The sequence below is a fragment of the Fortiea sp. LEGE XX443 genome (genome assembly GCF_015206815.1).
Lineage (GTDB): Bacteria > Cyanobacteriota > Cyanobacteriia > Cyanobacteriales > Nostocaceae > Nostoc_B.
Map to the genome: position 1 here is coordinate 48,894 of NZ_JADEXZ010000035.1, position 6,459 is coordinate 55,352.

Consider the following 6,459-nt stretch of genomic DNA (forward strand, 5'->3'; position numbering starts at 1 on the left):
TACATTACTATCAAACACTAGAAATAAAATATTTAATTTTTAGAATATATTGCAACCCAATCATTTATTCAAGATACTTTTGCCAAAACAAGCATTTTTTTTGTCGCTCAGAAAGATGTTTAGATAGTATGATTAAATCTTTTTGAGACAGGGAAGGATTAATGTAAAATAGCTCTTTTTTTCTTCTTGAAGTGTAATCAAAAAAAATAGTAAATCTGTCTGAATTTTCAGGTGGTTTACCTCGATGAAAAATACCACCAGTACCAGCAAAAACTACTGTACCAGAATTCCCTATGCAGGATTTGTAATTGCTTGGTGAAATCACTTTTTGCATAGTTTGATTTCGGATGTAGCCGTAGGTATATTTTAAAGATTGAGCTATACTCGAGGTTAAAGATAAAGGAATATATTGAAAAGGCCCCTGGTTATCTGTAACATCATTTACATAAACTATTATTTTTAATACTTTGCGGTCTTCTTGGTCTATATGCCAAAGTCTAGAACCTGTCTCTAATTGATTGGCAATATCTCTCCGAAAATATGCGCCATGATATGCTACTGGTAGACAAAAATAATGCTCGACAATATTAAGTAAACGTTCTTCCAATCCCCACAAAAAAATTTCGGGATGTTCCATGATTTGTTGTTGACTAGCATGAACAACAAATTTATTTTGATCACTATCAATGTTAGGTTTCATTTGGGAAGCAATGTTTTTTGCTGCCTTAAGTAGTTGAGTATTAGATAAAATGCCTAAATTATCTAATGAAGTCACTACAACACCTTCATTATTAATTCTGTCAACTAATTCTAGGTCATCTTTTGAAATAATAGGTAGATTGGGTTTATACTTATCAACTGCTATTTGATAAGCAATATCAGTTTTATGTCTGATAAAGGGAATTTGATAAATTTTTTTAAAAAATTTTTTTTGAACTTTTTGCAATAACATATTCATCTAATTTTCCTGTTATTTATTTAATATACTTCTACGACGGTTAATTATTCTGATTTGAACCGTATTGCATTAGAGATAATTCAATGATTATCTTGAAATAAATATTATTAATAAAAATAAGCTGTGTTTGACACTTCATCAAGTTACTTAATCAAGCAAAATTAAATCTCATACTTTAGTTGTAAGTTTGATAAAATAATTATCTATATAGGTAATTTTTAATACGCAAAAAATAATAATTATAAAAAGAGGGATATGAAGGGGTGGTAAAGGGGGTGAAACAGAGTAAATGGAGAAGTTTAGGCATTTTCTTAGGCTTAAATACTTTACAAAGTATAGGCATTAAATTTCAATATTAAGTTAACTGCGAATTTCGCATTTGGCAAGAAAAGCTAAAATAAGAAGTGTGGGATTGGGAAAATAGTATTGTCATCAATTCGTCCACATGAGTTTTGGGAATTTGTCGTGAGACGGATGTAGCGAAAGTTGCTCGTCCGCTTATAATTGGCAGAGGCGGGAGATAATACTGCTTCTCGACCTAGCTCAATACTGATTTTTGCTCATACTCTGCCAAGCGTGGTTTATCGCCATCCCACCAAGATAGAATTCCTTGAGTAGCATGGGTAAAGAGAGTGGGGAATAGTTTTGTGTAGAATCAAACATGTAAAAACAACAAGAATGACACCACAAGACACACGACAATACGCACCAGCAACAGAGCGCAACCGCGAACCAATTCTAGAAATACTTTTACAGGTATTGCCTGGGAGTGGTACAGTCTTGGAAATTGCCAGTGGTACAGGTGAACATGCAGTCTATTTTGCATCCAAACTCAAAGATTCTATATGGCTACCAACAGATGCAAATCCACAAGCAAGAGCCAGCATAATTGCATGGACTGAACATTTTGGATGTAGTAACATTTATCCACCGCTTGAGCTTGATGTTAGAGAACCAGTTTGGAGCGTGGAAACGGAGACAGTAAGCCAGTGGCTGAATACTTCGCCAATTATTGCGATCGTCAACATCAATATGATTCACATTTCACCGTGGTTAGCCTGTCTAGGACTAATGGCAGGGGCGGGTCGGATCTTACCAGTGGGCGGTATCCTCTATTTATATGGGCCTTTTAAACAAGGTGGAGAACATACAGCACCGAGTAATGCAGCTTTTGATGAATATTTACGCGCCCAAAACCCAGAATGGGGTGTGCGTAATTTAGATGATGTAGTAGCAGCAGCTAAAGCAGAACATTTGACCTTGAAGCAGACTTACCAAATGCCAGCAAATAATCTCTCGGTAGTCTTTGAAAGGTAGATAATAAAGAATTTGCCTAGGCTTTGAGCAATCAACAATATCCCAATACAGTTCGGGTAAGTTCCAAGCGGTGTATTATGAAAATTACTAAATTAAGAATGTAGAGACAAGAAAATTTCCGTCTCTACATAGCAGATGCTAAATAAACATCTACTCTAGCCGAAACTTAAGAGTGAAAACTAGCATTGTGTCGTACCAAATTCATAAACTCCTCACGAGTTCGCGCATCTTCTGAAAACACACCGCGCATTGCACTGGTGACAGTCCAAGAACCGGGTTTTTGCACGCCGCGCATCACCATACACATGTGAGTTGCTTCTATTACCACTGCAACCCCTTGAGGTTTGAGTAAACCTTGCAGTGCATCAGCAATTTGTAGGGTGAGACGTTCTTGTACTTGCAAACGTCGGGCATACATTTCACAAATGCGGGCAATTTTCGATAATCCTATCACCTTACCATTAGGAATGTAGGCAACATGAGCGCGACCAATTATTGGCAGAATATGATGCTCACAGGAACTAAAAATATCGATATCCCGGATTAATACCGTTTCGTCAGCATCTTCTGTAAATACTGCCCCATTTAACAGTTCATCCAAAGATTCATGATATCCCTTGGTGAGAAACTGCAAAGCTTTGACAACTCGCTTAGGAGTATCTATTAACCCTTCTCTGTCAGGATTTTCTCCTAATCCAATCAGCAAAGTACGCACAGCCTGTGCCATTTCTGCTTCTGTAACAGTTGGTAACTGCTGAGTAGATAAAGATGAAACCACTTGAGCAGCAGAATTTATATCAGGACGAATCGATAGAGTCATTTTCTCTGTTTGATTGGTATAGATTAATAAATTAGTTAATAGTTCAAGATTCATAAATAACTATTAACTAAACCAGATAATAACTTAATACTTATTAATCATACCAAACATTTATTAAGTTGTGAGTAAATTTGGCTAATATCCAACTTTCTACCAATAAAAACTGCCTGATTTTTAGGTTGAGTCTGCCATTCATCAGCATGTAAACTATAGCGCGGGCCACTCAGTTGAAAAATATGGCGTAAGTCACTATCACTAAACCACAAAATGCCCTTGGCTCGAAATACATCCTGTGGCATTTCTTCGGTGAGAAAGTTCTCAAATTTATGGACATCAAATGGTCTATCAGTTTGGAAAGAAATCGAAACAAATCCATCATTTTCTAAATGATGTGAGTGATGTTCGTGATGATGATCATGGTGTTCATCCTCATGAGTATCTTCCGCATCATTAGCAGTATAATCATCTATTGGAGTTAAACCCACATCTAAAATTAATGGTAACGCCACCTCTCCATGTTGGCTGTGCAGAATCTTCGCACCATTTTTTATATCATGGATGAAATTTTCTACTTCCTCAAGTTTTTCTGGAGTAACAAGGTCTGTTTTATTCAGGAGAATAATATCTCCGTATGTAATCTGTTTTAAAGCAGCTTCACTATTGAAATGTTCTGCATTAAACGTCTCAGCATCTACCACAGTTAAAATCGAGTCTAGGTTTGTAAAATCTCTTAATTCTGTACCCAAAAAGGTTAAAATAATTGGCAGTGGGTCAGCAACGCCAGTAGTTTCAATGACTAGATAATCAATGCGGTCTTCTCGTTCTAAAACTCGATAAACTGCATCGACTAAATTATCATTGATAGTACAACAAATACAGCCATTAGTCAGTTCGACCATATCTTGGTCTACAGAAATTAGCAATTGGCTGTCTATGTTAATATCACCAAACTCATTCACGAGTACAGCAACTTTTAAATCTTCTTTATTTTTGAGAATTTGATTTAGCAGCGTAGTCTTACCACTGCCTAAAAATCCTGTAATAATCGTAACAGGCATTCCTTGTTTAGGAATATCAAGGCTTGGGTTTGAAGTTGGTGCGGTTAGTTGAGCCATAATCAATTAAGTCTTCCGTAAGTTTCAAAGTTTTAGTATTTTTATTAATTGCTAGTAGTTAGTTTTTAAAAGTTCTACTAACTAACTACTATCTCCATTAGGTGGAGGTAGAATTCTCGCCAGAATCCCTTTTTGTAAAAAACTTCTGGTCTTTCCTCTCGTGCCACAATGCCATTATGGCTGGCATAATATTATTCAGCAAGTTGCACATAAGTCCCACCAATAGTTACTTGCAGGTTGAATGTCTGCAACAAACAATAAAGATTCTGGTTTACCAATATCGGGACTACCAATAAAGTAGCGGGTAATTGTCTCTTTTTCTGGAATGCGTTCTAAGATTTCTAATTTGTAAGGTTCGTTGAATACTGTAATTTCGGTGCGAATTTCGTCTCGTTGTACTTCTTCGCGGATGATAGGTAAATTTGCTTTGATTATCCGCCGCATCTGTTGCTCGATTTTGTCCAAGTCATCAAGAGTGATGCTGACTGGACAATCGAAGTCGTAGTAAAATCCGTTTTCTGTGATTGGGCCAGTTGCTACTTTCGTCCCTGGAAATAGCTTTTGCACTGCCATCGCCATTATATGGGCGTAGGTATGACAAATCCGCAGCAGTTTCTCACTGTCGTGTAGGCTTAAGTTTTCCTGGGACTGGGTTAAGGAACTGACCATATATAAAAAGAATGAGAATCGTTATCATAGTAGCGCAAAAAAAGTTTGATGGTACAACCTGGATGGAGAAAAGATATTTAGTCTAGTACCGCTGCGCGTAATTCGTAATTCGTAATTAGGTTTTTGCAAGAGTTTCAGACATTTCTTATGGGTGGTTCTCTTGCAAAGTTTGGCGGGACGGAAGCCGACACCGCCAACGCCAGTTGACGCCAGTCCGTTCAAGTCGGGAAACCCGCCCACACGGCTGGCTCCTTTAAGCCGGGGAACCCGTCCAACACACTGGCTCAACTTTGCGCTTATTTCCGCGCCCGCTGTACTAGGGTCTTTGCTCAACCTGCTTGTACTCTGCTGAGGGTATGGGCAAAAGCTACACTTGGCTTGACAATAGCTGGGACAATTTTCTCGCAAGCCATTCTCGCACCTGATAAATTCCGTGCTGTTGGCCCTACTTGCAAGGCGGCTAATCCACCCATGATAAATAATTCACAACCAGGCCAACGCAGACAAGTATCTAACACTGGCAAACCTTTGACTATGGGAATGGGGTAGGCTGCTAAAATGTCCTTTAATAAGGGTTCAGTGGTGACATCGAATTTAGTGCCAGTCGAAAGCCAAATGTAATCGCACTCATGCTGACTACCATCACTACATTCCACGCGCCAATTTTCACCTAACCATTCGGCTTTTACTACTTGACAGTTTTCATCAATTCTGATTCTACCACGACGCAATTGTTGCCGTAGTTGGGTAGCGATCGCTCTTGTCATAGAGCCACCATTTCTAGCTTGTTGAATCATCATTACCCGTTGCTCCCAATCAGATTGAGCAAAAAAATCTTTCAGATACTTTGGCCCTAACCAACCCGGTTCCGCATCGAATAACTTTTCTATTAACTGCCGCCGAATCATCAAATGAACCTTTGCACCACGAGAAATAGCACCCAATGCCAAATGTCCGCTTGTCAAGCCACCACCCACAATCAATACTCTCTTACCCATCAACTGTAATTTTCGTAAATCAGTAGTTTGTGAGTGGCAAAGTCTATCTTGTGGGTAGGCTGTCTGAATCTGGTTTACCCAATCAGGTATTTGAATTTGAGCGCTACCAGTTGCCAATACTACCCGCCGTGCAATGATTCCTTGTCCGTCTTGCAAGCACAACCGGAACCGGGGAAGCAAATGATGAGGTAAGAGTTCAATACTCTTGACTGCCAAAGGAATAACTTGCTCTTGCAGCTGCCAAACTCGAATCACATCTTGGCAAAAATCCTCAAATAGTTGCGTCCCTGGTAAGTCATAGGGGGGAAATAACTCATCAGGACGAGATTGGGCAAATTTCCTTAAAGCAAAAGGGTTTGGGTCGGGATGGTGGACGGCAGGGGAGCGTAAATGAGGGATTTCCAAAGCTTTAAATTGGTGTTCCCATTGACTCATCCATCTGCCACTAGGATCAAATATAGCTATCGCCAATCGTATTAGGACATAGACTATAAGAATCCTTGTAGTCTGCGTGTGACCTCCGATGGCTAAACCCTACAGTTATGATTTCCGGCAAAAAGTGATCCAAGCGATTGAATTAGA

Annotated in this window: 6 protein-coding genes; 1 reads left to right on the forward strand and 5 read right to left on the reverse strand. The window is 38.9% G+C overall.

Features of this window, described 5'->3' with window-relative positions:
• Positions 1-64: 64 nt before the first annotated feature.
• Positions 65-952 carry a 2OG-Fe(II) oxygenase gene (locus tag IQ259_RS14685; protein ID WP_370568031.1) on the reverse strand — a complete coding sequence of 296 codons (888 nt, stop codon included), beginning with the start codon at positions 950-952 and terminating at the stop codon, positions 65-67.
• A 684-nt stretch (positions 953-1,636) separates the two neighbouring features.
• Here IQ259_RS14685 and IQ259_RS14690 point away from each other — a divergent pair.
• Entirely contained in the window at positions 1,637-2,275 is a 639-nt protein-coding gene (locus IQ259_RS14690) for a DUF938 domain-containing protein (protein ID WP_193885966.1), read from the forward strand.
• Between the two features lie 166 nt (positions 2,276-2,441).
• On the opposite strand, the gene folE is transcribed toward IQ259_RS14690, so the two are convergent.
• The 4 genes from folE to IQ259_RS14710 form a co-directional block, all read right to left on the reverse strand.
• Positions 2,442-3,095 carry a GTP cyclohydrolase I FolE gene (folE, locus tag IQ259_RS14695; protein ID WP_193885976.1) on the reverse strand — a complete coding sequence of 218 codons (654 nt, stop codon included), beginning with the start codon at positions 3,093-3,095 and terminating at the stop codon, positions 2,442-2,444.
• A 98-nt stretch (positions 3,096-3,193) separates the two neighbouring features.
• Positions 3,194-4,210: a GTP-binding protein gene (locus tag IQ259_RS14700; RefSeq protein ID WP_193885968.1), complete on the reverse strand. Its 1,017-nt coding sequence runs from the start codon at positions 4,208-4,210 to the stop codon at positions 3,194-3,196.
• A gap of 195 nt (positions 4,211-4,405) precedes the next feature.
• Entirely contained in the window at positions 4,406-4,879 is a 474-nt protein-coding gene (locus tag IQ259_RS14705) for a hypothetical protein (protein WP_339383900.1), read from the reverse strand.
• 329 nt (positions 4,880-5,208) lie between these two features.
• Positions 5,209-6,402 (reverse strand): FAD-dependent oxidoreductase, encoded by a 1,194-nt coding sequence (locus IQ259_RS14710; RefSeq protein ID WP_193885978.1) that lies wholly within the window; start codon positions 6,400-6,402, stop codon positions 5,209-5,211.
• Between the last annotated feature and the right edge of the window lie 57 nt (positions 6,403-6,459).